The 22,067-nt window shown below is 45.7% G+C and carries 24 protein-coding genes and 2 riboswitches; all 24 genes read right to left on the bottom strand.

Annotation, left to right across the window (positions count from 1 at the left end):
* Positions 1–12: 12 nt before the first annotated feature.
* A complete protein-coding gene (locus ACZ5NG_RS01430; RefSeq protein ID WP_464252247.1) occupies positions 13–513 on the bottom strand; it encodes a nitroreductase family protein in 501 nt (166 codons plus the stop codon).
* Between the two features lie 579 nt (positions 514–1,092).
* Positions 1,093–1,932: a DUF5305 domain-containing protein gene (locus ACZ5NG_RS01425; protein ID WP_464253090.1), complete on the bottom strand. Its 840-nt coding sequence runs from the start codon at positions 1,930–1,932 to the stop codon at positions 1,093–1,095.
* 13 nt (positions 1,933–1,945) lie between these two features.
* A complete protein-coding gene (locus ACZ5NG_RS01420) occupies positions 1,946–2,260 on the bottom strand; it encodes a hypothetical protein (protein ID WP_464252246.1) in 315 nt (104 codons plus the stop codon).
* A gap of 448 nt (positions 2,261–2,708) precedes the next feature.
* Positions 2,709–2,792: riboswitch (cyclic di-GMP riboswitch) on the bottom strand.
* A 268-nt stretch (positions 2,793–3,060) separates the two neighbouring features.
* Entirely contained in the window at positions 3,061–3,552 is a 492-nt protein-coding gene (locus ACZ5NG_RS01415; protein WP_464252245.1) for a hypothetical protein, read from the bottom strand.
* A 49-nt stretch (positions 3,553–3,601) separates the two neighbouring features.
* Positions 3,602–3,685: riboswitch (cyclic di-GMP riboswitch) on the bottom strand.
* 213 nt (positions 3,686–3,898) lie between these two features.
* Positions 3,899–5,248, bottom strand: a complete 1,350-nt coding sequence (gene mgtE / locus ACZ5NG_RS01410; RefSeq protein WP_464252244.1) for a magnesium transporter — start codon at positions 5,246–5,248, stop codon at positions 3,899–3,901.
* A 280-nt stretch (positions 5,249–5,528) separates the two neighbouring features.
* Positions 5,529–6,419 carry a GTPase Era gene (era, locus tag ACZ5NG_RS01405; RefSeq protein WP_464252243.1) on the bottom strand — a complete coding sequence of 297 codons (891 nt, stop codon included), beginning with the start codon at positions 6,417–6,419 and terminating at the stop codon, positions 5,529–5,531.
* 15 nt (positions 6,420–6,434) lie between these two features.
* A complete protein-coding gene (gene cdd, locus ACZ5NG_RS01400) occupies positions 6,435–6,878 on the bottom strand; it encodes a cytidine deaminase (RefSeq protein WP_464252242.1) in 444 nt (147 codons plus the stop codon).
* A gap of 70 nt (positions 6,879–6,948) precedes the next feature.
* Complete coding sequence (locus tag ACZ5NG_RS01395) at positions 6,949–7,308, bottom strand: diacylglycerol kinase family protein (protein WP_464252241.1); 360 nt, start codon at positions 7,306–7,308, stop codon at positions 6,949–6,951.
* Positions 7,309–7,314: 6 nt separating this feature from the next.
* Positions 7,315–7,773, bottom strand: coding sequence for an rRNA maturation RNase YbeY (ybeY, locus tag ACZ5NG_RS01390; protein ID WP_464252240.1), 459 nt, complete (start codon positions 7,771–7,773; stop codon positions 7,315–7,317).
* Positions 7,739–9,907: an HD family phosphohydrolase gene (locus tag ACZ5NG_RS01385; RefSeq protein WP_464252239.1), complete on the bottom strand. Its 2,169-nt coding sequence runs from the start codon at positions 9,905–9,907 to the stop codon at positions 7,739–7,741. The genes ybeY and ACZ5NG_RS01385 overlap by 35 nt, the downstream gene beginning before the upstream one ends.
* A gap of 4 nt (positions 9,908–9,911) precedes the next feature.
* Entirely contained in the window at positions 9,912–10,889 is a 978-nt protein-coding gene (locus ACZ5NG_RS01380) for a PhoH family protein (protein WP_464252238.1), read from the bottom strand.
* Positions 10,890–10,929: 40 nt separating this feature from the next.
* Positions 10,930–12,174 (bottom strand): sporulation protein YqfD, encoded by a 1,245-nt coding sequence (yqfD, locus tag ACZ5NG_RS01375; RefSeq protein WP_464252237.1) that lies wholly within the window; start codon positions 12,172–12,174, stop codon positions 10,930–10,932.
* A gap of 31 nt (positions 12,175–12,205) precedes the next feature.
* On the bottom strand, positions 12,206–12,487 hold the full coding sequence (gene yqfC / locus ACZ5NG_RS01370) for a sporulation protein YqfC (RefSeq protein ID WP_464252236.1): 282 nt from the start codon (positions 12,485–12,487) through the stop codon (positions 12,206–12,208).
* Between the two features lie 63 nt (positions 12,488–12,550).
* Positions 12,551–12,925 (bottom strand): hypothetical protein, encoded by a 375-nt coding sequence (locus tag ACZ5NG_RS01365; RefSeq protein WP_464252235.1) that lies wholly within the window; start codon positions 12,923–12,925, stop codon positions 12,551–12,553.
* 14 nt (positions 12,926–12,939) lie between these two features.
* Positions 12,940–13,956, bottom strand: a complete 1,017-nt coding sequence (gene floA / locus ACZ5NG_RS01360; RefSeq protein WP_464252234.1) for a flotillin-like protein FloA — start codon at positions 13,954–13,956, stop codon at positions 12,940–12,942.
* Between the two features lie 14 nt (positions 13,957–13,970).
* Entirely contained in the window at positions 13,971–14,474 is a 504-nt protein-coding gene (locus ACZ5NG_RS01355; RefSeq protein WP_464252233.1) for an NfeD family protein, read from the bottom strand.
* Positions 14,475–14,554: 80 nt separating this feature from the next.
* Positions 14,555–14,740, bottom strand: coding sequence for a 30S ribosomal protein S21 (rpsU, locus tag ACZ5NG_RS01350; RefSeq protein ID WP_464252232.1), 186 nt, complete (start codon positions 14,738–14,740; stop codon positions 14,555–14,557).
* 126 nt (positions 14,741–14,866) lie between these two features.
* Complete coding sequence (locus tag ACZ5NG_RS01345; protein ID WP_464252231.1) at positions 14,867–15,211, bottom strand: histidine triad nucleotide-binding protein; 345 nt, start codon at positions 15,209–15,211, stop codon at positions 14,867–14,869.
* Between the two features lie 96 nt (positions 15,212–15,307).
* Entirely contained in the window at positions 15,308–16,627 is a 1,320-nt protein-coding gene (gene mtaB / locus ACZ5NG_RS01340) for a tRNA (N(6)-L-threonylcarbamoyladenosine(37)-C(2))-methylthiotransferase MtaB (protein WP_464252230.1), read from the bottom strand.
* Between the two features lie 31 nt (positions 16,628–16,658).
* Positions 16,659–17,393, bottom strand: a complete 735-nt coding sequence (locus tag ACZ5NG_RS01335; RefSeq protein ID WP_464252229.1) for a 16S rRNA (uracil(1498)-N(3))-methyltransferase — start codon at positions 17,391–17,393, stop codon at positions 16,659–16,661.
* Between the two features lie 10 nt (positions 17,394–17,403).
* Complete coding sequence (gene prmA, locus ACZ5NG_RS01330; RefSeq protein ID WP_464252228.1) at positions 17,404–18,324, bottom strand: 50S ribosomal protein L11 methyltransferase; 921 nt, start codon at positions 18,322–18,324, stop codon at positions 17,404–17,406.
* A 13-nt stretch (positions 18,325–18,337) separates the two neighbouring features.
* The gene (gene dnaJ / locus ACZ5NG_RS01325; RefSeq protein ID WP_464252227.1) at positions 18,338–19,477 is read right to left on the bottom strand and encodes a molecular chaperone DnaJ; all 1,140 of its coding nucleotides are present in this window, start codon (positions 19,475–19,477) and stop codon (positions 18,338–18,340) included.
* Positions 19,478–19,586: 109 nt separating this feature from the next.
* On the bottom strand, positions 19,587–21,413 hold the full coding sequence (dnaK, locus tag ACZ5NG_RS01320) for a molecular chaperone DnaK (RefSeq protein WP_464252226.1): 1,827 nt from the start codon (positions 21,411–21,413) through the stop codon (positions 19,587–19,589).
* A 40-nt stretch (positions 21,414–21,453) separates the two neighbouring features.
* Positions 21,454–22,056 (bottom strand): nucleotide exchange factor GrpE, encoded by a 603-nt coding sequence (gene grpE, locus ACZ5NG_RS01315; protein ID WP_464252225.1) that lies wholly within the window; start codon positions 22,054–22,056, stop codon positions 21,454–21,456.
* Positions 22,057–22,067: the final 11 nt, after the last annotated feature.

The following is a 22,067-nucleotide window of genomic DNA, read 5'->3' as shown; positions in this document are numbered from 1 at the left end:
TGGTGCTAATGATTACCACTTATTATAGTGAACCCGTTCTTCGTTATAGCGGTTGGCCGGCTCTTTTTTCTCCGCCGGATAGCCCAGCGGAACCAGTGAGAACGGGATAATTTCTTCCGGTATCCCCAACAGCCTGCGAAAAGCTATTACCCGCTCTTCAGTGGGATAAACCCCACACCATACCGCACCCAAACCTTTGGCATGGGCAGCCAGCAACATATTTTCGGTAGCAGCTGAACAATCCTGTACCCAATAACCTTTATATCTTTCCAAGCCCGGATCACCGCAAACCAAAACGGCAACTGACGCTTTTTTTACCATCTGAGCGTATTGATGAAATTTGGGTATTTCATCGAGAATTGCCCGCTCTTTAATTACTATAAAATGCCAAGGCTGCTCATTGCCGGCAGACGGGGCGGCCATGGCCGCTGTTAAAATTTCTTTGATCAGCTCATCGGATACCGGCTGAGAAGTGTATTGGCGAATACTGCGCCGCGAAAGAATGATATCCATATATTTCATTCCCCCTTCTGTATTTACATATTTTAATATTTTCTTCCCGGATCCTGCTAGATATACGCGAAAAAAAGCGCGGCACGTACTCACACATGACAAAACGCCACTTTAAGTGGCGTTATATTCCGTCCCGGCTTACGGCAAAGTTAGATACGCCCGCCTATCCCACCGCCTTGGGCGAGCAACGGGTAATATTTATTTAGCATGTTTGTTATCTGGCGGCGGCCGGAAAGGGGGTGATTTTGCGCTTTCAGGTTTTTTACCGGCAATTTGTGCAGGCTCAGCGGTAAGATCGGAATTGCAGTAAGGACACAACCAGCGGTTCTCTTTTACCGCGCTGTATGAATTTCCGCCGCATTGTATACATTTTTTTACATACATAGGGAAAGCCCTCGCTTTTAAATTTACATATATTGTAAATTTGTTATTCTAATTTTAACCTTCTTTAGGGCTTTATACTTGCTACGATAGAAACATTTCCGCCGGTACGATTGGATAATAATTAACGGTACTAAAGTAGTAGATTAAAACTAATCGCATAAACCACATGAATAAAAGCAGGGGGTTACCCTGCTTTTAAATATCTTTGGTTTGCCCTTCATTTGACTGCCAAGTTGTGGCTGGCTGTGCTGCTTGTACCGCTTCGTTTTTGGCCTTCGGCTTAACTTTTTTCTGCTTTTGCTCTTTTAGCTGCCGGTTAACGTACTCTTTTAAGTCAAAAAGATATGTATTTTGCTCGACGGTAACGTAAAACTTTGAGATGTCTTTATAATCCTCACTAAATTTGTACATAATCGGCTGGCCAAGCTCATCGGAAATTCTCACTAAGTCTTCAAAAGAGTAAACCTTATAGAAATCATCATGTGCCATGCCGGCATCCCTTTCTAAAGCAACCAGCCGGCTGCCGTGCTTTTTAAAGATTTGATCCAGCTGCTTGGCATAGAGATCCTTTTGGGTTGCATTGGTAAAGAAAATTAAGTAAATTAAAGCAATGATACCTCCGGCCAAGCCAACGCCATAAGCGGCCACTTTGCTTTTATTTATCGGCTGCCGGACTTTTTGCGTTTTCTCCAACGCACCGGGCTGGTTAATTTCATTTTTGGCTATTTCAAAATAGCTTGTCCCCAGGGGAATGATTATTGCGGGTGCCGCTTTTTCTTCAATCACGCCGTGTTCGGTTTCTGCCTTAAGGTTCACACGCATGATCACGGACAATCTTGATTGAGTATTGATCTTGGTGCTTTCTGCCAATGCACTGATAAAGTTATTATAATCTTCCAGTTTAACGGAAACATTTTTACTGACGGAAAACTCTTGACCCTGCATATTAAAGCTTGTTTTCGGCAAATAAACAGTTTCCTTCTTCCAAATGGTCTTTGTTTGCTCCTTTTCCTGCCTGCCGGTGTATCCTTCCATTACCGCCACGATCTCATAGTCTCCTTATAATGTTTTCCGGCCGCTCACCGGTAAATTGATAATTAAAGGAAGCCCGGATTTGATCAACGGTGGCGGTGATATAGGTTTCTCCTTCCCCCATGCTTGGTTGGCTGTAAAGCATGTTAGGTTTTAGCAGCACTTGGTAGTTAGCGGTACCGGCATTTTGGTAATTGTAGAGGGCAACTTTCTCCTCTTGATAAACCGGCTGCCCAACCTGAATATATATTAAATAGGCCATTAGTCCGGTGAAAACAAGCGCCAGAAACATCAACGGTATTTTAAAACTTTTATTTAGCGCAATACGCATGGTAAGTAACACTCCTCAAGATTTTATGCGTATTACTATTCTACATTTATAAATAATTTTCTCCGTTGACAATAATAACCTTTAAATAAAAATAACCCCTTAAACAGCCGGCTTTAACCGCTGTTAAAAGGGTTAAATAATTTAAATGAGCTTATCTTTCAGCCGGCTTAGTCAATTTTATCTTTGCTGTTTATAATTTTAATGGCCGCCTTTTATGCTGTAAGCATGCCAAAGTGTAGTTATCGGTAAATTATCCGGGTAATTCACGGTGCTTTTAAGTCGTTATTTAAATACTACTTTCGTACCGTCGGTAAGCGGACTCAACCCCTGAGCTATCACGCCCCAGCAAACCAAAAAAGAGCAGGCAATAAACCTACTCGATAAAAAATTAATATTAAAATTCTATTTCCTCGCCCTAAGAGCGTTGATAAATACAAAAAACCGGCCTCAATACAAAGGCCGGTTGCACCACTAACTCTGCACGTCCCAGGTGCCCAAATAAAGAACGCGCTTCATTGTTTCCTTCACCAATATGAGTTTAGTATTTTGCCTAATTATATAACAACACCTGGGTCTTCGTGTGTAAAAATTTGTAAGTTAAAATGCAATTATTTGTTAGATTATTAGTAATACTTTTTGTTATGTTTACAAATTTTCACATTTTTTTACGGTATGAATTTTTATCAATAGGTTAGGTCTCCTAAATCGTCGTCTCCGGTATGTTCGTCATGATAGCCCGCCAACCTGCAGATAATGGCAAAGGTTTCTGCCCGAGTGAGCATGTTATTCGGTTTATCTTATCAGGGTAAATACTTTAAGTCCACATAGCCGTCTTTTGACAGCTTAATCGGTGAAGCCAGTTCAGCCCCATTAATTAAGTCGTCAAAAGTGCCGCTAAAAAGTTCACCGTTTACCACACCTTTTAGCGGATCGTTATAGCTTATCACCAGTTCCATGCTTGTTAGGTATTGTTTTCCGGCACCTTCAACGACAGAAAGTTTTTGGCCCCCTTTAGACAGTTCTGCATTCATACCTAATTTGGCAATTTTTATTGTTTCGCCACGATTATTTATCAGCCGTAAAATGCCTTCTTCCCGATATCCGGGATACCATAAACTGCCGCTGTTAAAAATATTTCCCTCTACAATATTACCGTCTCTGGCAATCGTTGCCGTTGCGGTAGGTAACTTTTCGTCAGTGGCAAAACTGGAAGATATCAATAAAATACCGAAAAAAAGCACCGCCATAAACACAAGCCCGGTCATTAACACTTTAGAACGATAACCCCTCAATAATCCACCCCCTTTCTATGGCCAATAAAACACAAAAACCCGCTCTTTTTACAGAACGGGTCGGTTGCACCACTCACTCCGTGCGCTTCAGGTGCCCAAATTAGAAGCGCACTTCATTGCCTCCCACATTTTACTTTTTACCAGCATTATATAAAACAAAAGCTAACATTTATGTAAAAACCTGTAATAGAAGTAAAAATTTTTATCCTGTTTTTACCTGTTAATTTACCTCTTTTTGACAGCAAAATACCGGCTTTTGCTTTAAGTTAAAACAACTTATCCTCCGCTAAGTCCCGAAAGCCATGAAAAAACCCTGCCAAAAAGGCAGGGTTAATTTTACAATTTTTTACAACAAAAACAAGGTGGCCATGCCAAAGTAAATCACCATACTGGTAATGTCCATCAGGGTAGCGATAAAGGGTCCGGAAGCCAGGGCCGGATCCACCCCGATGCGGCTAATGAGCACCGGTACCAAGCTGCCTAAAGCAGTGGCAGCAATGATCGAAAGGGTCATGGACAATCCCACAACCAGGCCCAAGGTAGGTGATGACTGCCATAAGTACGCCATCATCGACAATACCGAACCGCAAACAAAGCCAATCAGCAAGCCAACTTGCGTTTCTTTCCACACTACGCTGAAAATCTTGTTTTTATTAATTTCTCCGGTGGCCAGACCTCTTACTACCACAGCCAATGACTGGGTAGCGGCGTTGCCCGGCCCGCCGGCCATCGCAGTAATAAAAAAGGCCAGCGCAGTCATGTGTTCTAAAGTCGCTGAAAAACCGTTGATCACATTGCCGGCAATTAATTCGCCAAATAATAAGCCAATTAGCCAAGGTAGCCTTCTGCCCGCCCTGACCCAAAAGCTGCTTTCCATGTCTTGGCCTTCTGCTTCCATGCTGGCCGTCAAGCGCATAACGTCTTCATTTGCTTCTTCTTCAATGACGTCCATCACGTCGTCAAAGGTGATAATGCCCAATAAAAGCATGTCGTCATTTACCACCGGCACGGCCAGAAAATCGTATTTGGACATCAAGCGGGCTACCTCTTCCTGGTCGGTGCGGACGTTCACACTGGTTACGTTGGTTTGCATGATGTTTTCAATCAGCTCATCGGGTGGGGCAATAATTAACTCCCGCAGTGAAATTACCCCAACAAGCTGCTCGTCATCATTAGTCACGTACACATAGTAGACAGTTTCCGCATCAGGAGCAATTTTGCGCAACCTTTCAATGGCTTGATTGATGGTCATGTCTTTGCGCACGTCCACATATTCGATAGCCATCAGACCGCCGGCTGTGTCTTTTTCATAGCTCAACAGATCGCGGATATCCTCCGCCTCTGCCGCTTTCATTAGTCCCAACAGCTTATTTTTTTGATCTTCCGGCAAATCGCCTAGCAGGTCGGCAGCATCATCGGTAAACATTTTGCCTAAAATTTCCGCCGTGCGCTTTGGGCCCAGGCCGGCTAATAACTGGGGTAATTCTTCCCGGTCAAGGCTAAATAATATCTCTGCTGCCTTGCTGTGTTCAAGCACCCGCAGCACCTTTATGCGCTGGGGCAGCGGCAGTTCAGGAAAAAACTCTGCAATATCCGCCGCATGAATTCCCTCTAGGCACCGGCTTAGTTTGGCGGCAGAGTTTTCAGAGAGACAATCCAAAACTTGTTTTCTGGTGTCTCGAAATTCCGGTCGCATGTGGGCTCACTCCTCTCTGATGAGACGCCCACACTGCTGCCAGACAAACAAGTTTAATTACATATTTATGTAGCGTTTAAGCGGCAAGTGTAGACGCCTCGTATTTAGTTGTAATAATTTGTTTTCGAACCTGCACGGGTCCGCGTCCATTAACACAACACCGCCTTTGGCAATAAAATAAAAGCCTTTTATAAGCAAAGGCTTTTTTAAAAAGTCTTCCATGGGTAGGTTAACAGCTTCACCCAAAGATGTCAATATAAAATTGCTGATTGGATAAACATCAATCCTCAGTGTAGCCAAATCTGCGGAATTGATCCGGCCGGTTGCGCCAGTCTTTTTTTACTTTTACCCATAACTCTAAGTAAACTTTACTGCCCAGTAAATTTTCAATTTCTTTTCTGGCCAGTGTACCGATTTTCTTCAGCATTGCTCCGCCCTTGCCGATGAGAATCGCCTTTTGTGACTCCCTTTCAGTATAAATGCTGGCAAAGACGGCTACCAAATTATCTGATCTTTTTTCCAGTTCGTCGATAACAACTGTTACGGAATGGGGTATTTCTTCACTGGTAAGGTGCAGTACCTTTTCGCGAATTATTTCCGCCATAATAAAAGTTTCCGGTCGGTCGGTAACTACTCCCGGCGGGTAATACTGCGGGCCTTCCGGCAGATATTTCAACAGTACTTCTACCAGCCGCTCGGTGTTTTCACCGGTTAAGGCCGAAAGGGGCACAATTTCGGCAAAATCGTAAACTTCACTGTACTGCTGAATCCGCGGCAGCAATTCTGTTTTAGGTATTAAGTCAATTTTATTCAGCACCAAAATTACCGGTGTTTTTAACCCCTGCATTTGTTCCAATATGTAAAGGTCTCCGCGGCCCGGAGGGTGGGTTGCTTCCGTTTGAAAAATTACAATATCTACTTCTTTTAATGTGCCAAGGGCTAATTCAACTAAGTGTTCACCAAGTCGATGTTTAGGTTTATGAATGCCCGGTGTGTCCAAAAACACCACTTGTGCGTCGTTTAATGTCAGTACGGAATGAATTTTGTGTCTGGTGGTCTGCGCCTTATCCGACATAATTGCCACTTTTTGACCCACCAGTTTATTTAATAACGTAGATTTACCTACATTGGTGCGGCCAACAACGGTTACAAAACCTGATTTGTAGGCCATGTTCTCCCTCCTTGATTACCCGTCACCCAAAATTTCCTGATCAAAGCGAGCGGGCAAAAGTTCCCTCACATTTGTTTTTATATAATCACCTGCATTATTGGCGATATACACTTCCATATCAGGAGCAAATTCCGCCATTACCTGCCGGCATGCCCCACAGGGACTGCAGGGCGTCTTGGTATCACCGATAACGGCCAGCGCCTGAAAATCTGTAACACCGTCGGCAACGGCTTTAAATATTGCTACCCGTTCAGCACAGCAGGTCAAACCGTAGGAAGCATTTTCTACATTACAACCGCTGTATATGCGGCCGTCCTTGGTAATTAAAGCCGCTCCCACCGGAAAATTTGAATAAGGTGCATAAGCTCGCTGCATGGCAGCCTTAGCGACGTTAATCAGTTTTTGCACGGGAATAGCCGTGCCCCCCAGGTCAATCAGTTTTTCTCCGCTCCCATTCATTGATCATTCCCCCACAGCATAAACGCTAAACGTAACGAAAAACCCTTCATCGGTTAACTAAACGAAAAAATCACCGTATTAGGGCCAGCAATTTGGGTAGAAAAACTATAGCGGCAACAAGCAATGAATTAACTGCGGCAATCAGCACCGCCCCGGCAGCTACATCTTTGGCCGCTTTGGCCAAGGGGTGATAATCCTCGGTCACAAGGTTTACCACCGTTTCAACGGCAGTATTTAAAAGTTCTGCCAGCCAAACCAAGGAAATGGCAAATAAAACTGCCAGCCATTGGCCGGCAGTGAGCTTGAGCCACAAGCCCAGCGCAATCACCGCTACTGTGGCCGCTAAATGAAAGCGCATATTGGCTTGGGTCTTTAAGGCGAAAATTATGCCGCTTACCGCCCAGTAAAAATTTTTTTTAAACCATTTCATGAAAACCTACCTGCTTATATTTAGTTCCTCCAGAATACGTTTTTCCTGTTCGCGCATTGCTTTTGTTTCCGTTTCTTCCATGTGATCGTAGCCTAAAAGGTGCAGTACCCCGTGCAGTGCCAAAAAAGCAATTTCCCGCTCCAAGCTATGACCGTATTCCTCAGCCTGCCGTTTGGCGGTATCAAGGGAAATATAAATATCGCCGAGCAGGTGATTTTCTTCCGCCACGTCAGGCATTTCCTCCCCTTCATCCAAGGCAAAGGAAAGCACGTCGGTGGGACGGTCAACACCGCGGTAATCACGATTTAACTCGCGGATATACTGATCATCCACCAATATCACGCTGACTTCATCCCCTGCCCGCCCATGCACTGCCAATGCTTTTTGAATTACTTTAACAATGGTATCCTGCCACTGCCGGGAAGGGGGATCATTGCTTTTGAGATTTGTTACGTATACCGGCACGGCGTTTTTTTCTCCTTTCCATCTCCTGCTCCATGTCGGGGTATTCAATGCGAGAGTGGTACACGCCCGACAACACCCTTAAGAAAGCATTGCCAATCACATCTAAATCTTTAAGGGTTAAATCGCACTCATCCAGTTGGCCTTCCATCAATTTTTCTTTAATTAATTTTCTTACCAAGCCTTCTACTTGACCGGGAGTGGGGTTGTTCATTGAGCGCACGGCAGCCTCTACCGAATCAGCCAACATGACAATGGCCGCCTCTTTGGTTTGCGGCTTAGGTCCTTCGTAGCGAAATTCCCCCTCATCAATGGTTTCCGCCCGCTCCCCTTCCATTGCTTTGTGATAAAAGAACTTAACCAAACTGGTTCCGTGATGCTGCTCAATAATGTCGATAATTTGCTGCGGCAGTTTGTGTTCCCTTGCTAAATCAACCCCGTCTTTAACATGCGACGTCAAAATCAAGGTGGAAAGAGTGGGAGCAATTTTGTCATGGGGGTTTTCATTAGAAAGCTGGTTTTCGATAAAGAAATAGGGCCTTTTTATTTTACCCACATCATGATACAGCGCACCGACACGTACCAACAGGTGATTGCCCCCTACCGCTTCAGCAGCCGCTTCCGCCAAGTTACCGGTAATAATGCTGTGATGATAAGTGCCCGGTGCATCGGTTAAAAGTTGGCGCAGCAGCGGGTTGCTGGGGTTAGACAGCTCTAACAGTTTAACCGATGATGTAATACCAAAAGTAGATTCTAAGTACGGCAATGCCCCGTTTGTCAAGATTGAAGACAGCAATCCGTTAATTAACCCTAAGAGCAATCCTGAAAGCAGCAGCAGCTGCAGCGGTGTATCTTCAATCATGCCGATAACAATGACGGACAAGGTGACCGCCGCACTGATATATAAGCCGGTACGCACCAAATCGCCACGCTGACTAAGCTTGGACACACTGAAAACGCCGGTAATGCCGCCCAAAAAGCCGACAACACTGAAATTTAGCTGGTTTCCCGTTAACATGCCGACAAACAAACTTACCACTGCCACTACCAATACCGCCAAACGGGATTCCAACAAAATCGCGGTAAGCATGCCGGCAGCAGCTACCGGTGCCATATAACCAAACATCTCGCCAAACTGCGGCCAGCGGGAAACCTCAATGGCCACCAGCGTTTTAGATACTACTAAAACAATGACGGCAATGATGCCCAGCAGATACAGCTGCTTAATGTTATGGTAAATTTCCGGATTTTGCTGGCGCAAATAAAACAATACCGCTCCCATTAGCGCGGTCACCAATAATGCCGTGCCCAGCAGATTAAGCCACTGTCTTTCGGAATGCAGCAGCCCTAAAGCCTGCAGTTCTTGGATGTCCTGCTGGGTGACAATATCCCCGCCTTTAACTACCGTTTGCTGGGCCTTGATTGTTACTTTTACCGGTTCTACCGCTTCCATGGCTGCCTGGCGGTTGGCTTCCGTTTGCTTGTGATTGTAGAACTTATTTGCCCGGGTAAAGTTCTCTGCCAACCCAATGGCATAAATTTGATAACTTTGACTGTAACCCAGTTTGGTAATATCGCTTACTACTTGGGATACGGCACTACTAACCTGTTCTTCGGTAATACCTTGATTGAGCCGGTCAACAATCAGTTTAGTAACCCTTTCACTTACTTGCTGCACCTCATTAGGTGCACTTACCGCTAAGTCACCGTAAACCCTTTCCGGCAGTTCAAAGTGAATTACGGCTTTTAACTTCTGAATTTTTTCTTCCGCCGAGAGCCCATTATTAGTCTGAACGGCGTTAATTTCTTCCGTTAAATCAGCAATCTCCCTTTCTACAGCCAGGGCTACCGATGGGTCGGTAGTATAAACCTCAGCCACCTCTTCTGCCGCCTGTTTTCTCAGTTCAGCTGTTTTTATCGGATCGATATATTCAACAGTGCGTGGCGCTTTAATATCATACGGAGCAACATCGCCAACTTCTAAATCAACCCTACTGGGAAAAAATTCTATCGCAAGCAATAAAGTAAAAATGAAGATAAAAAATAATGCTGCACTTCCACGGCGTACCCAGTGATGTTTAATTAGCACAGACAAACCTTGCCAAAGAGTACGGCCGATTTTGCCTAAAGGAATCATCACTTCACTTCCTATCAGCCTTCGCCTGCTCGGCCAGGTCATAAGCTTTAATGATTTCTGCTACCAGCGGGTGGCGTACAATATCCGCCCCGGTCATGTAGTGAAACACCAAGCCTTCTATATCACTTAACTTTTTAATGGCATCAATTAATCCCGATTTTTGGCCGGGCGGCAGATCCACTTGCGTAATGTCACCGGTTACCACTGCCTTTGAGCCAAATCCTAACCGGGTAAGAAACATTTTCATTTGCTCCGGTGTGGTATTTTGCGCTTCATCCAAAATAATAAACGAATCTTCCAGTGTTCTGCCCCGCATATAGGCAAGGGGCGCAATTTCAATAATATGCCGTTCCAAATATTTTTCCGTGGTATCTACGCCTAAGATATCGTATAGACTGTCATAGATCGGCCTTAAATACGGATTAACCTTTTCCTGTAAATCCCCGGGCAAAAAGCCCAATTTCTCCCCTGCTTCCACCGCCGGCCTAGTTAATATCAGCCTTGATACTTTTTTATTTCTTAAAGCAGCAATGGCAAGGGCCACAGCCAGGTAAGTCTTACCGGTACCGGCAGGGCCGATGCCAAAAACAATATCTTTTTTTCTAATAGCATCTATATATTGTTTTTGCCCATGGGTTTTCGGTTTGATTTGCTTGCCCCGATTTGTCACCACCACTACATCCCGGGCCAAATCAGCAAGGGTTTCCCCGCTGCCGGAGCGCACCATCTTTAAAGCATAGTTAATATCCAGCATCGTTATGTGATTATTCGCTGCGGAATAGTCCTTTAATTGCTTAATTACTTGTTCGGCCTCCCGCACTGATTCCTCCGCTCCGGAGATTACCAGTTCATCCCCTCGAACAACCACTTTCACATCCATCATTTTCTCAATTTGATCCAGATTTTGATCGTGATGGCCGAAAATTTCAGCGGCAAAGCGGATGTTGTCAAGGGTAATCCTGGCTTCCGTAAGTTGTTCCAAAATAAGTAATCCCCCTATACTGCAGTTCTGCTAATTATGATTATGGTTGAAACGGTTTTACTGTTCCAATCTCTTCCAGTGTTTCTATAAATACTTTCACTCTTACCAGATTTTCCTGCTGTCCGGTTTCAATGCGTTCAACCCGCTGTTCCATTATTTTGGCATCTTCCGGCATTTGAGATTTAATCGCCGCCAAGGCCTTTTGTTCAGCAAGCTCTCTGGCTTCCGCGCGGGTGCGCTTTTCTGTATAGTTGGCTAATTCCAGGTATTTCACATTAACCAATTCGACAGGCACGGTAATATTCCTCCATGTGGGCAGGCTTTTGCTCTCTTGTTTCACTTGGTAGTCGGCAAATTTTATTTCCTTCGGTCCTTTTAAAATTATTTCCTTACCGCCAATTTTCATACGAACCTGCTCAAGCTCTCTGCCGGTAAGCCTTTTGCCTTTTTCAACCAGTTGGGATTCTCCGTATCCTTCATACCACACTCTTGCCCGCACCATTCCTTTGGCATGCACATAGCGCGGCAAGGCAATGGGTTTGGGCCCCTCCCCTAAACTGTCATCTGTTTGGGGTTCCTCAGTCACTTCCGGAATTATTTCCCCGGAAATCAAAATTTGCCCCGGTACCACGGTATCCCCCTCTTTTACTGCCGGTTGCCCTGACAGCACTAATATTTCCTTAACCAACCCGGCTTTTTTGGCCACAATATGGGCCGCTTCATGCTCACCAGTACCGGCGGGCATTTTTTTCTCCACTATTTCCACTTTCGCCCGCGTTCCCTCGATCGTTACACAAACCCAGGAAATCGTCGGCAGTTTGTCCTTTAGGGCTTGTTCTACCGCCGGCGGATCTACCTGCCAAATTAACGCCCCCCGGGCCAGGCCTGCTTGGCGGGCAATAGATAAAATCTTTTCATCGCTGATATTTTTATTGCCTTCAATATCGATAAACCAAATAAAAGAAGAAAGCATGTACAACACAAGCAGAAACAAAACGGCACCAATGACCAGCATTTTGCGCTTTTTCATCCGCTGAACGACAAAGGGCATTCCTTCCCGGGATTTGATTTTAAACCTGCTTTTGGTACTGCGGGCAATATGCCGCAGGGGTTTTACCCCGGAAAGCCTGACTTTAACCAGCATCTTATCTTTACCTACTCTGGTAATATCCCATAAGTAAATTCCCCTGCCGGCGGCCATATTGAGAAATTTTTCCAAGGCTTCCCCCTGTACCAGCAGGGATACATGTCCAAATATGTAAGCCATTAATCTAAACAAAAACAATTTACTTTTCCTCCTTTCGCTGATTAATTATTTATTTAAACTGTAAACTTTTAATTTTACCCTCAACGATAATTTCATCACCGGTAATATTCCTAATTGATAGGCCCTGCCCGGCAATGCCAATTTCCCCCTCACCGACAATAACCCTCACCACATCAGAAGTGTACTCCACTATGCCCCGGTGATTTTCAATAAATACCTGTAAATTTCCCACCAGCACAATTTTAGGCAAGTCCAGCATGACGTCACTGGGAATTTCCAGAAAGTCGGAAAATTTGCGTTTCAGTTGTTTGGTCAGATCACTCCAGGCCATAAAAAATCCCCTCCTCGGATTAAATTTATGTCCAAGGAGGGGTAATAATTACTAATATTTAGTTTATCTTCTCCGCCGCCGATACCATCGCCCCCGGGGCGTTAGCAATTCAGAAAGAATAAAGGCGTCAACTAAAGTGTGGGAATTTAAAAATTGGGGCCGGCCATTGCTCCCTTTATATTCTTTTTGGGGCTTGGACGCCTGCTCCTTAGTTTTCTCCATGTTTTTCGGTGCCGGTTGATACATCGCATCTTCTTCAGATACGGTAGCCGCTTTTCTTTTTACTGCCGCCGGGGCCGAGGGCCTGCTTGGCTCCTCAAAGAGCGGCGTAAGTTCCTGCTCTGCTTTAGGTACTTCTTCTTGCCGCTGTCTTTTTACCGGCGGATGCTCCGGATCTTTTTCCAGCAAAATGTCCCAATCAAATCTTTCGCCGTTCATCAACTTTGCTCCCATTAATCCGTTTTCCGTTCAGGGCCGCGGTCGCTTTTGGAGCCGATTGCCTTATCCCGGCCAAATTGGGCAAAGTTATCGCGCATCTCGGTGTCGGCAATAATGTTCTGCATATTATAATAATCCATCACGCCCAAATTACCGCTACGCAGCGCTTCTGCCAATGCCAGCGGTACTTCCGCTTCCGCCGCTACCACCTTAGCCCGCATTTCTTCCACTTGCGCCCGCATTTCCTGCTCTTTGGCCACCGCCATTGCCCGGCGTTCTTCCGCTTTAGCCTGGGCAATTTGCTTATCTGCCTCCGCCTGCTCAGTCTGCAGCTGGGCACCGATGTTGCGGCCCACATCAACGTCGGCAATATCAATGGATAAGATCTCAAAAGCAGTGCCGGCATCCAACCCTTTACTTAATACCGTTTGCGAAATGGCATCCGGGTTTTCCAAAACCTCTTTATGGTTGTCCATACTGCCCACCGTGCTCACACAGCCTTCACCCACTCTGGCCAGCACGGTGTCTTCTCCCGCACCGCCGACCAGACGGCTAATGTTTGCCCGCACCGTTACCCGAGCCATTACTTTCACTTCAATGCCGTCCTTAGCCACGGCAGAAATCCAGGGTGTTTCCAACACCCTGGGGTTAACACTCATCTGCACCGCATCAAAGACATCCCGTCCGGCCAAATCAATGGCCGCAGCCTGTTCAAAAGAAAGGTTAATGGCCGCCCTTTCTGCGGCAATCAAGGCATTTACTACATTGTCTACGTTACCGCCGGCCAAGTAGTGAGCTTCAAGCTGATTGACCGTTAAGTTAAGACCGGCTTTGTCCGCTTTTACCAGCGGGTTTATAATTTTGTCCGGCGGCACCCTTCTCAGCCGCATGCCGATTAAGGTCATCAAACCAATGCGCACTCCGGCAGCCAGTGCGGATATCCACAATCCCACCGGGATAAAACTGAATATAGCGGTAATTACCGTGATAATTAAAACCAGAAAAATCAGTAGCGAAACAATCTCAAACAAAACAAAACCCCCTTTTAGTGATTATCAACAGGTCTTACTATCACCCGCGTTCCGTCTACCTTTACTACTATTATCTCAGTTCCCGCAGTTATGTAATCACCTTCACTGACAACATCAATTCTCATGCCGTCTATTTCCACCGTACCGGAAGGTCTGAGCTTGGTAACTGCCGTCCCTTTTTTGCCCACCAGCCCTTTTAACTCCGAACGGGCGACGGAATACCCTTCTTCGCTGCTCTGCCGCTCTTTTAAGGCCAAGCGATGCCAAATTTTGCGCTTATAACCCAGTCGTACCGCCCAAGCAAAAAAGCCTAAAGTGAGAAGCAAACCCATGAGCAGGGATTGAAGGGACTGCAAAACATCGGTAGACAGCAAAAATATCCCATAGCCCAGCATTATTAAGCCGGCAAAACCGGCCATGCCGAAACCGGGAAAAACGAAGATTTCCAACAGCATCAGCAATACGCCAAGTACCATGACCAATATCGCTATCCATAAGGTAAGTTCCCCATAACCCATGTGATCACCCTTTGGTTTTTTAGATAAAAAATGCCCGGCAAAACACTTTAGCTGCCAGGCATTGTGAGATCCTGATTTTATTAACGACGTTTACGGGCTGCAGCTCTGCGGGCAGCCTCAGATTTTTTCTTGCGCCGAACACTGGGTTTTTCGTAAACTTCCCGTTTACGTGCTTCAGCTAACACCCCAGCTCTTTGGCAAGACCGTTTAAAGCGCCGGAGGGCACTGTCCAGAGTTTCATTTTTTCCAACTCTAATTTCCGCCACTTGTTTTCCCTCCCTCCGACTGGCTGTGAATCAGAGAGTTAACCTTAAACACAAAAAATCATCCTTCTTTTTACAAAGCACTTGGTTATTATACTACATTATAGTAAGCTAAGTCAATGCTTTGGTTTAACCCGGCGGCCAGTCAAAGTATCTTCCGCCCAAGAGGTGAAAATGAATGTGAAATACCGTTTGTCCCCCATCTTTCAGGCAGTTGTTTACTAAGCGAAAGCCATTTTCCCCCAAGCCTAAGTCTTTGGCTATTTTTTGTGCCGTTATAACCATGTGCCCTATTAAGGCTGCATCTTCTGCCTGGAGGTCAAATGTTGTGGCAATATGTTTTTTCGGGATGATTAATATATGATGCGGTGCTACCGGGTTAATATCTTTAAAAGCTAAAACTTTTTCATCTTCATATACTACTTCAGACGGAATTTCTTTGTTAATAATCTTACAAAAAAGGCAGTCAGACAATATTGCACCTCCTCCCGAAAGCAAGCTGTTTATTAGGCTATTTTTTAAAATTATAGATTTCCTTATACGTATTCAACGAATAAATGTTAAATCCTGCTACTGTAAAAGCATTTTGCCGCACAGCCGTTCATCCCGATACGCCGTTAACTGCACTAAAACAAATTTACCGTGCAGATCACCGTCGGCAGCAAATTCAACCCGCAAGTAGGTATCGGTCAGCCCCTCCCAAAAACCCGGTTTGTCGGCCACCGGTTGTTCCACCAATACCTCTACATTCTGCCCGACAAACTTTTGGCCATAATTTTGAGCCATTTTTTTAGCTAAGGCAACTAACCTTTTACTACGCTCTTCTTTTTTGGGCGCCGGTACTTGGTTAGGGAAATCCGCCGCTGCCGTACCTTTGCGCGGGGAATATTTAAATACGTGCATGCCGGCAAAAGCAATATCTTGACAAAATTGATATGTATTTTCAAACATTTGGTCGGTTTCCCCCGGAAAACCGACGATCACGTCAGTGGTGATCGCAATATCAGGTATTTTCTCTCTAATATCTTTTATTAGCTGAGCAAATTGCTGGGTTGTATAGCGGCGGCGCATGTTTTTTAATACCGTGTCATCGCCGCTTTGCAGCGGAATGTGCAGATGACGGCAAAAAACTTTAGATTTAGCGGCAATATCTATTAACTCCGGAGTAATATCATTGGGCTCTACCGAACTTAAGCGCAGGCGAGCAAGATCAGGAACGGTTAAAATTTTCTCCACCAGGGTCGCTAAATCCGTGCCGTCGTTAAAGTCCAAACCATATGCTCCGGTGTGAATACCGGTAAGCACAACCTCTTTAAAACCCCTTTCCACCAGCTTTTTAATTTCCGCAATAATGCTTTCCGGCCGACGGCTCCTCAGCGGACCGCGGGCGTAGGGAATGATGCAGTAAGCACAGTAATTGTTACAGCCCTCCTGCACCTTGATAAAGGCCCGGGTTTTACCGTTTTCCGCCGCAGTAGGCAGCTCTTTAAATTCTTGTTGGGCAAAAATGTCCGTCACTGCATTGACAGGTTGCGGCATCTTTTCCGCACTTTTTTCCACTAATTCAACAATCCTGTTTTTATCTCCCGTGCCGACAACCAAATCTACACCGGGGATTTCCAAAACCTCACCGGGAGATGTTTGGGCATAACAACCGGTAACGACAATGACGGCATTGGGGTTAGTTTTGGCCGCCCTTCTAATCATCTGCCGGCTTTTTCGATCGCCGAGATGAGTAACGGTACAAGTATTTATGATATAAACATCGGCCGCCTGATTAAAATCCGTAATAGTATAGCCGCGCCCTTTAAACATTTCGGCAATGGCTGCGGATTCAGTTTGATTAACTTTGCAGCCCAGTGTATAAATGGCTACTGTCTTTTGGGACATACTATCCCTCCCTAAAAAACCCACCGTCAACCTAGCCCAAATCTCCATGTAAATACATAATAATACTTATTAAGGCCAGGCCCGTTGTTTCGGTACGCAGTATGCGCGGGCCCAATGACACCGTTTTGGCTTTATACCGGCGGGCGGCATCAATTTCGTGGGGTTCAAAACCGCCCTCCGGCCCGATCACGATATAAACATCCTGGTATTTTTGAGACAGTACATCTCTGATAGATGTTGATGTTTCGCCCTCCCAGGGGATCAGCAACAAGGCATCCGGAGGGACATTCGCCAGCACATCCGGCCAATCCATCGGGGCGGTTACTTCCGGCACCATCGGGCGGCGACATTGTTTGGCCGCTGCCAAAGCTATTTTTTGCCAGCGTTTTTGCCGCTCTAATCCCTTTTTGCTATCCAGTTTTACTACCGAACGGCTGCATTTTAAGGGAATAAATCGACTGACCCCTAATTCCGTGCCTTTTTGAATTACCAAATCCATTTTATCCCCTTTGGGCAAACACTGAACAACAGTCACGTTAATCGGTGGCTCCCCTTCGGCCACTTCTTTTTTGATAATCTTTAAATAAACCGCTTCCCGGCTATAGTCGGCAATATTTGCCTGATATTTATTGCCCTGACCGTCAAACAGTGTCACGGTATCTCCTATGCCTAAGCGCAACACTTTTTGTATGTGCTTTACATCCGGTCCGGTAATCAATGCTTGTCCTCTCTTGATATCCGCCGGATCGACAAAAAAATGTGACACAAAAACCCTCCTACTCTTTCCGCAATAGGTAGGCTACCCATTCCCCTTGTTCTCTGGTATCTTTTAAGGCAAAATTATTTGCCCTTAGCACAGACAGTACTTCCTCCGCCCGATCCTTAATGATTCCTGATGCGATAAACCGCCCACCTTGTTTCAGTAGCCTTTGGGCATCGGGAGCCAAATCAATGATTACATCGGCTATAATGTTGGCGGTAATTAAGTCCGGTGTGCCCTGATAGCAATCAAGCAAATTGCCGTGCACAACATTCAGCTTATCGTCCACACCGTTAAGCCGGGCATTATTTTTAGCTGTTTTTACCGCCACTTCATCTAAATCTACGGCGAAAACTTTTGCCGCCCCCAATTTAGCTGCGGCTATCGCTAATATCCCGGTACCGGTACCCACATCACACACCTCTTCACCGCCGGAAATTAAATCTTCCATCAGTTCCAAGCACATGGTAGTAGTGGGGTGATTGCCGCAGCCAAAAGCCATTCCGGGATCTAATTCTAACACAATGCGCTTGGTTTCGGATACCGCATTTTCCCAAGTAGGCTTAACCAGAAAACGCTTTCCTACTTTTATTGGCTTGTAATAAGCCTGCCAGGCGGTAGCCCAATCCTCTTCCTGAACTTCGCGTATATAAATTTTTACTTCATCGGCCAAATCCAATTTGCCGATTTTTTCTCTTAGCTGCTCAATCTTTTCCGCTGCACTGTCTGCCGGAAAATAGCCTTTAACCACCGGCATTTGCTCAGGATCTGTCTTAACAGGCGCTATCCAGTAATCCCATTTCCCTGATTCAGCATATTTATAAAAAAGAGCGGGGTCATCAATGGCTACCCCGCCACTACCCAATTCCGTAAATATCATGGAAATGAGTTCCACCCCCCATAAAGGGGTGTGTACCGCAACCTCCTGATATTTCAAGATACTTGCCTCCTTAACCTACAAAGGCATCCTTTACTTTCTTAAAAAAGCCTTTATCGGCACCCTTAGGTATTTTTTCTCCTGATAACCTAGCAAATTCTCGTAATAGTTCTTTTTGTTTTTCAGTTAACTTGGTCGGAGTGACAACTTTCACTCTCACATGCTGATCGCCTCTGCCCGCTCCGTTGAGATAGGGTATTCCCTTACCCCTAATCCGAAACACATCGCCGCTTTGGGTTCCTTCAGGTATTTTCACGGTTTCATTGCCATCTAGCGTAGGAACGGTGATTTCATCCCCTAACGCTGCCTGAGCAAAGCTAATCGGTATTTCGCAATAAACGTCGTTTCCTTCTCGCTTAAATATCTTGTGCGGGCGTACTGAAATATATACATACAGATCCCCCGGCGGGCCGCCGTGAGTTCCCAATTCGCCTTCACCGCTCAGGCGGATACGGGTACCGTTGTCCACACCGGCCGGTATTTTAACATTAATGGTACGGCTGCGTTTTACCCGACCGCTGCCATGACAGGTGGGGCAAGGCTGGTCAATAACGGTGCCTTCCCCGTGGCAGTTAGTACAAGTGCGGGACTGCATAATGCGCCCAAAAGGCGTGTTAACGGACTGGCGCATTTGTCCGGTGCCGTGACACACACCGCAGGTTTTGGGGGATGTGCCGGGTGCCGCACCGTTCCCGCCGCAAGTTTCACATGCTTCCATGCGGGGCACTTTTATACTTCTTTCCACGCCAAAGGCCGCTTCCTTAAAAGAAAGCTCCATATTCAGCCTTAAATCGGCACCCTTTTGCGGCCCGGTGCTGCGGCGCGAAGAACCGCCGCCAAAGAAGATATCAAAAATATCATTGATACTGCCAAAATCGCCAAAGTCACCAAAACCGCCGAAGCCAAAATCACCAAAGCCTTGACCGTCAGTTCCGGCATGGCCAAAGCGATCATATTTTGCCCGCTTTTCAGGGTCACTTAATACGGCATAGGCTTCTGCCACTTCTTTAAATTTTTCCTCAGCTTCTTTTTTGTTGTCCGGGTTGGCATCCGGGTGATATTTTCTGGCCAGTTTTCGGTATGCTTTTTTTATTTCTTCCGGTGAAGCATCTCTGGAAACGCCCAGAACTTCATAATAATCACGCTTAGCCAATAGCGTCACCACCTTTAGGCAAGGTCATTACAAAGGCAGGGGAGGAAATTCTGGCCTCCCCTGCGTGTCGATCAAGATATTATTATATCATCAATATGCGGTAATTGGCTTACTTGTTATCGTCTTTTACTTCATAATCCGCATCGACAACATTGTCATCCTGCTTAGCGCCGGACTGGGCATCTGCCTGCCCATTTGCTTGGGCAGTTTGCTGATACATCGCTGCCGCTAATTCGTGCAGCGGCTGTTGTAGCGCTTCGGTTTTTTGTTTGATCAACTCAACATCGTCGCCGTTCATCACTGAACGCAGATCTTCAATGGCACTTTTCACTTTGTCAATCATTGCTTTATCCGCTTTACCTTCAAACTCTTTAATGGTTTTTTCCGCTTGATAAATCATGCTGTCAGCATTGTTACGCGCTTCAACCATTTCTTTGCGCTTTTTGTCCTCTTCGGCATACTTTTCTGCATCCCGGACCATTCTTTCAATTTCCTCTTCCGACAAACCGCCGGAATTGGTAATGGTAATGCTTTGGGCCTTACCGGTAGACAAATCTTTAGCGGATACGTTAACAATCCCGTTTGCATCGATGTCAAATTTAACTTCGATTTGCGGTACTCCGCGCGGTGCCGGAGGAATTCCGGTAAGGGTAAACCGACCTAAAGTTTTATTGTCGGCTGCCATTTGACGTTCACCCTGCAGCACGTGAATTTCTACGGAAGTCTGGTTATCCGCAGCGGTGGAAAAGATTTGGCTCTTTGAAGTCGGAATAGTGGTATTGCGTTCAATTAGACGGGTGAACACACCGCCGAGGGTTTCAATACCCAATGACAGCGGGGTAACGTCTAACAACAGCACGTCTTTTACCTCACCCGACAACACGCCGGCTTGGATTGCCGCACCGATAGCCACACACTCATCAGGATTGATGCCTTTATAAGGTTCTTTGCCCAAATATTTTTTAATTGCTTCTTGTACTGCCGGAATACGGGTAGAGCCGCCAACCAGCAGAACTTTGTCGATATCTTTGGGTTCTAAGCCGGCATCAGCCATTGCCTGCCGGGTGGGACCCATGGTTTTTTCCACCAGATCCGCAGTAAGTTCTTCAAACTTCGCCCGATTGAGGGTTAAATCCAAGTGTTTCGGGCCGTCTTCACCGGCAGTGATAAAGGGCAGATTAATGTTGGTGGTCATCACGTTGGACAGCTCGATTTTCGCCTTTTCGGCCGCTTCTTTTAACCGCTGCATAGCCATGCGGTCATTTCTTAAATCTATACCCGTTTGATTTTTAAACTCGGCAATCATCCAATCAATAATGCGCTGGTCAAAGTCATCGCCACCCAGTCGGTTGTTACCGCTGGTTGCCTTTACTTCAAATACACCGTCACCTAACTCCAGAATTGATACGTCAAAGGTTCCGCCGCCAAGGTCAAAAACCAAAATAGTTTGGTCAGATTCTTTATCTAAACCATAGGCCAGGGAAGCCGCGGTAGGTTCGTTAATAATGCGCAGCACCTCCAGGCCGGCAATCCTGCCCGCGTCTTTGGTAGCCTGACGCTGAGAGTCTGTAAAATACGCCGGTACGGTAATTACCGCTTTTTCTACCTTTTCTCCCAAATATGCCTCGGCGTCAGCTTTTAGCTTTTGCAAAATCATCGCCGAAATTTCCTGGGGCGTAAATTGTTTTCCATCAATTTCCACTTTATAATTGGTGCCCATATGGCGTTTAATAGAAATCACCGTGCGTTCAGGGTTAGTTATAGCCTGCCTTTTAGCTACTTCACCGACCAGGCGCTCACCGGTTTTAGAAAAGGCCACTACCGACGGGGTAGTACGCGCTCCTTCTGCATTGGGAATAACTACCGGTTCACCGCCCTCCATTACGGCAACACAGGAGTTAGTTGTACCTAAATCTATACCGATTACCTTTCCCATATCAATATCAACCTCCGAATTTATGTATCTGTGAAAAATATTACTTCGCTACTTTGACCATAGATGGGCGAATTACTTTGTCCTTTAGAGCATATCCCTTGCGCAGTTCTTCTACAATAATATTTTCCTCATGTTCATCACTTTCTACTTGCATTACTGCCTCGTGTTTATTGGGATCAAATTCTTCTCCTACTGCCGGAATTTCCGCCAGTCCTTCTTTTGCTAAAATCTCTTTGAGCTGGCGGTAAATCATCTGCACACCGGATACAAACTCGTTATCTGTGCTTTCCGCCGCTGCCAGCGCCCGGTCAAAGTTATCCAGCACCGGCAGAAGCTCAGTGATTAGATCCTCACTGGCAAATTTTATCAATTCTTCACGTTCTTGACGAGTACGTCGACGGTAATTATCAAAATCTGCCTGTGTTCTCAACAGACGGTTATAATAATCTTCCGCTTCCTTGGTTTTTTCAGCCAGTTTTTGCTGTAGTTCTTCAATTATTTTATCGGTCGATTCATTCTGTTGCCCTTCCTCAGGCTGCTTTTCTTCCGGCCGCCCTTCTTCAGCAGCTTGCCTATTTAATTCTTCATTAGCTTCTGACTCTTTATTTTGCTCCGGTTCTTTCTGCAAATCATCCTTAGCCAAATTTATCCCCC

It is taken from the genome of Desulfovectis peckii, assembly GCF_055391705.1.
The sequence above is the reverse complement of the archived record's forward strand: the minus strand, read 5'-3'. Positions and strand labels throughout refer to the sequence as shown.

Excerpts from the sequence above, each read along its gene's own strand:
- ACZ5NG_RS01430 (WP_464252247.1), bottom strand. The coding sequence starts at position 513 with ATGGATATCATTCTTTCGCGGCGCAGTATTCGCCAATACACTTCTCAG.
- ACZ5NG_RS01425 (WP_464253090.1), bottom strand. The coding sequence starts at position 1,932 with ATGGAAGGATACACCGGCAGGCAGGAAAAGGAGCAAACAAAGACCATT.
- ACZ5NG_RS01420 (WP_464252246.1), bottom strand. The coding sequence starts at position 2,260 with ATGCGTATTGCGCTAAATAAAAGTTTTAAAATACCGTTGATGTTTCTG.
- mgtE (WP_464252244.1), bottom strand. The coding sequence starts at position 5,248 with ATGCGACCGGAATTTCGAGACACCAGAAAACAAGTTTTGGATTGTCTC.
- era (WP_464252243.1), bottom strand. The coding sequence starts at position 6,419 with ATGGCCTACAAATCAGGTTTTGTAACCGTTGTTGGCCGCACCAATGTA.
- cdd (WP_464252242.1), bottom strand. The coding sequence starts at position 6,878 with ATGAATGGGAGCGGAGAAAAACTGATTGACCTGGGGGGCACGGCTATT.
- ACZ5NG_RS01395 (WP_464252241.1), bottom strand. The coding sequence starts at position 7,308 with ATGAAATGGTTTAAAAAAAATTTTTACTGGGCGGTAAGCGGCATAATT.
- ACZ5NG_RS01385 (WP_464252239.1), bottom strand. The coding sequence starts at position 9,907 with ATGATTCCTTTAGGCAAAATCGGCCGTACTCTTTGGCAAGGTTTGTCT.
- yqfC (WP_464252236.1), bottom strand. The coding sequence starts at position 12,487 with ATGGCCTGGAGTGATCTGACCAAACAACTGAAACGCAAATTTTCCGAC.
- ACZ5NG_RS01365 (WP_464252235.1), bottom strand. The coding sequence starts at position 12,925 with ATGAACGGCGAAAGATTTGATTGGGACATTTTGCTGGAAAAAGATCCG.
- ACZ5NG_RS01355 (WP_464252233.1), bottom strand. The coding sequence starts at position 14,474 with ATGGGTTATGGGGAACTTACCTTATGGATAGCGATATTGGTCATGGTA.
- mtaB (WP_464252230.1), bottom strand. The coding sequence starts at position 16,627 with ATGTCCCAAAAGACAGTAGCCATTTATACACTGGGCTGCAAAGTTAAT.
- dnaK (WP_464252226.1), bottom strand. The coding sequence starts at position 21,413 with ATGGGAAAGGTAATCGGTATAGATTTAGGTACAACTAACTCCTGTGTT.